The organism is Candidatus Rhabdochlamydia sp. W815, assembly GCF_018642185.1.
GTDB lineage: Bacteria > Chlamydiota > Chlamydiia > Chlamydiales > Rhabdochlamydiaceae > Rhabdochlamydia > Rhabdochlamydia oedothoracis.
Genome location: NZ_JAAVTY010000118.1, coordinates 641 through 4,285, shown reverse-complemented (window position 1 = coordinate 4,285; position 3,645 = coordinate 641). Strand labels below are relative to the sequence as shown.

Below are 3,645 nucleotides of genomic sequence, written 5' to 3'. Positions count from 1 at the left end.
AAGAGAGCTTTTTTTATCGCTTAAGTCATCTCGTTGATTAAGCGTATATAGCTCAAGACCTAAGGCTTTTGCACGGGTGTTTGCTAAGCTATTTAAAAGCTTTTCATATTCTGGAGCGGAGAAAGGATAGATCCTCTCTTGAAAAAGAACTGGTGTGTTTTCTTTTGGATCCCATAAAAGACGGAGAATACAGCGAGCTAAAATTCTTCCATTGGTATGATCTTTAATGGCAAGAAGTCGATTTTTACCATCTAAAACATATGCCATAAGACATACGTTGAGAGAAGGAATCCCATCAATTCTTTGACAGCTCCCTAATACTTCTATTCCAGAAAGAAAAAGATCTTGCCAATCATCCGTATCAACAATAAGGACATTTTTTTGACTAGTTGTTGTTAAACCTACAATCAAAGCTTTAATATCATTTTTGAATTCACACTCATATAATACATTTAATAGCTTCTTAAGAAGCTCGAGTTTCTTTTGAAAGACTATGGAAGAATTACACAGATCCTTGCATAAAAGAAAAATTTCTTGGTCTGTCTTACTCAAATTATCAATAGGAAGCGACTTTTCAGCATCCTGGAGATATTGTATTAACTGTTGAGGAGCAACAGTAAAATGCTTGTCTGTAAGAATCTTTTCTTGTAAAAAAGCATAGAAATTAATAGATCTCTTTTTGCTATTACTTACAACTTTCTCCTCTGGAATCTGTGTCTTTTGCCAATCGTTAAATAGTTTAGGGTTTTCCTTTTCAATACGTTGTAGATGAGGATTGTTTTTTGTTTGGTAACGCTCTTTTTGGATAGTACCTTCAAAAATGTTTATTACTAACCTTTGAAGTTCCTCAGAAACTCTGGGCTCTTGATGAGACTTTACATTGCTCGCATATTTGACTAGTCCTAAGGGGACACGCAGGCTATTTTCAACTTGTAAGTATTTTTCATGAAAATCGCTAATTTGTGTATTAAAAGCAAAAATCTCTGTTTGTAACTTTTCATTGAATTGCTCTGTAATATCTTTAAACTCGTAATTTTCGTCTAGTTTTTCAAGAATATTTGGCAACAAATTTGTATCTCCAAGAACACGCACAATATCTAAAGATTGCTTACAAGATTTTTCCCAATGGGGTTTTTCTAAAGAGGAAGAGAAACACTGTTTAAGGAGATAGAGTTTTTTTTCTGAGGAAACGCTAGAATAAGAAGATAGAGCTATTAATGCTTGGAGCAGATTAGGTAGGAACCCTTTAGCATCTCTAAGACTAGCTCTTTGAGCGCTTCCTGCAAGAAATTCACGAATTTTCTGAGCATTTTGTAAAGAAACTTCTTTTTGATCAGACTCGGTAACTATCTGATTAATAATAATCATGGGAAGAATCAAATGTTCTATTTTTTTGTTCTCCTTAGAAATGAGTAATTGATAGTTAGAAAAATACGAGGGTTTGTTAAGGTTTTCCATAAGAACTTGGATTAAAAAACAAGCTTCTTTTGGGTTGCGATGTTTCAAAATTTTAATAAAAAAATCTTGTATATCTGACTCTAGAACAATGCTTTTCTCTTTACAAAACCTTGCTATTAAGGAAAACCTTTCTTGCGTTCTTTGTTTTTCCTTTTTTAATTTTTCTTGTTTGAGCTCTTCTGTAGCTTTAAGAATTTCCCCGCCCAGCTCCTCTAATTTTTTTTGGAAATTAGGAAATAAATCAAGCTCTTCAATCTCTGCATAATGCTGTTTTATAAAGCCTTCGATTGTAGCATTAGTCTTATTGCCTAACAAGCTATAGTAACAAGCGCACAGTAGTTGAAGACTATTCAGATGTATATTTGTATCTGAAATATCATACTTAGGTAAATATTCCCAAATCTCAGATATTGTATTGCTCGCAATAGACTTTCTAATGCTTAATTGAGCAATTTCAACTAGAGAGTCCTTGTCTATAATATCATAGCTATTAATGAATAGAGAATTTGCAACTCCATTATTCTGAGCAGCAAATTTAGCAATGTCTACTCGCGCTTCCTCTCTTTTAATCTTATAGCTCTTAATGAACATAGAAGCTCTAGCATCCTTCTGAACCGCGTCTTTAGCAATTGCTATTAAGGCGTCTTGGTCTGTAATCTTATAGTTCCCAATAAATTCAGAAGTTGTACCTGCATCTTTCTGAACAGCAAGCTTGGCAAGATCTATTCGATCTTCCTCTCTTTTAATCTTATAGCTCTTAATGAACATAGAAGCTCTAGCATCCTTCTGAACCGCGTTTTTAGCAATTTCTGTTAAGGCGTCTTGGTCTGTAATCTTATAGTTCCTAATAAATTCCGAAGTTATACCTGCATCTTTCTGAACAGCAAGCTTGGCAAGATCTATTCGATCTTTTTCGCTTACAATTTTATAATTTTGAATAAATTTAGAAAATTCCCTATCTTTCTTAACACAAGGTTCAGCAACTGTCATTAAAAATTTTTGATCTTTAATTCCGTAATTCTGAATAAATTCAGAAATTTCCCTTATATTATTTTGAGCAGCAAGCTTTGCAATCTCTATTAGAGCTTCCTGATCTGTAATCTCATATTCCTTAATGTATTGTGATGTTCCTCCTCCATCACACTGAGCAGCAAGCTTTGCAATCTCTATTAGAGTTTCCTGATCTGTAATCCCATATTCCTTAATGTATTGTGATGTTCCTCCTCCATCACTCTGAGCAGCAAGCTTTGCAATCTCTATTAGAGTTTCCTGATCTGTAATCCCATATTCCTTAATGTGTTGCGATGTTCCTCCTCCATCACTCCGAGCAGCAAGCGCTGCAATCTGTACTAGGGAGTTCTGGTCTTTAATTCTATAGTTCTTGATGTACTGAGAAATTTTCCCTCTAAAATTGCGAGCAGCATATAGAGCAATATGTATTCGGATGTTTTCGTCTGCAATCCCATATTCCTTAATGTATTGCGATGTTCCTTCTCCATTATTCTGAGCAGCAAGCTTTGCAAGCTCTGTTAGAGCCTCCTGATCTGTAATCTTATATCTGTTAATGTATTAAGAAACTCCTTTTCCATCCCTCTTAGCGGCAAGCTTTGCAAGTTTTACTCGTATTTTCTCATCTTTGATCTTATAGTTCTGAATAAATTCAGAAGCTTTATATGGATTATTTTGTATAGCAAGCTTAGCAAGCTCTATTCGGATGTCCTCATTTTCAATCGCATAATTTTGAATATATTGAGAAATTTTACCTTCGTCATCCTGAATGGAAAAGGCACCGCGATTCTGAATAAGCCTATTAGCAAGATTTATTAGGGATTCTGAGTCTTTAATCTCATATTTACGAGTATTTTGAGAGGTTGTAGATTGTTGAGTGGAAATTGTAACAAAAAAAGATTGAATACTATTCGCTACTTTATCCTTGTTATGTAAAAAATTATTACAAGATTCAATATGAAAATTGTCACCTATCGGAGAAGTCATTTAAACACCCAAGTTAAAGATTTATAAATGTTAATAAATATGATTACTATTAGAACATCAGGGCTTAAGCATGAAGAATTTCCTTTGCATTTACCAGATCTAATAAATAATCTTTACGACATGATGCAATGAAGCGCCGTTTACGTAAACTGACCTTGCTTGTCTTATCTTTTTGTAAAAGATTCAAAGTAG

Annotated in this window: 2 protein-coding genes; both read right to left on the bottom strand. The window is 34.0% G+C overall.

Annotation, left to right across the window (positions count from 1 at the left end; all coding sequences use genetic code 11):
• A partial coding sequence (locus tag RHOW815_RS07085; protein WP_215217619.1) for a hypothetical protein occupies window positions 1–2,448 on the bottom strand: 2,448 nt, incomplete at its 3' end.
• Between the two features lie 579 nt (window positions 2,449–3,027).
• The gene (locus tag RHOW815_RS07080; RefSeq protein ID WP_215217618.1) at window positions 3,028–3,453 is read right to left on the bottom strand and encodes a hypothetical protein; all 426 of its coding nucleotides are present in this window, start codon (window positions 3,451–3,453) and stop codon (window positions 3,028–3,030) included.
• Between the last annotated feature and the right edge of the window lie 192 nt (window positions 3,454–3,645).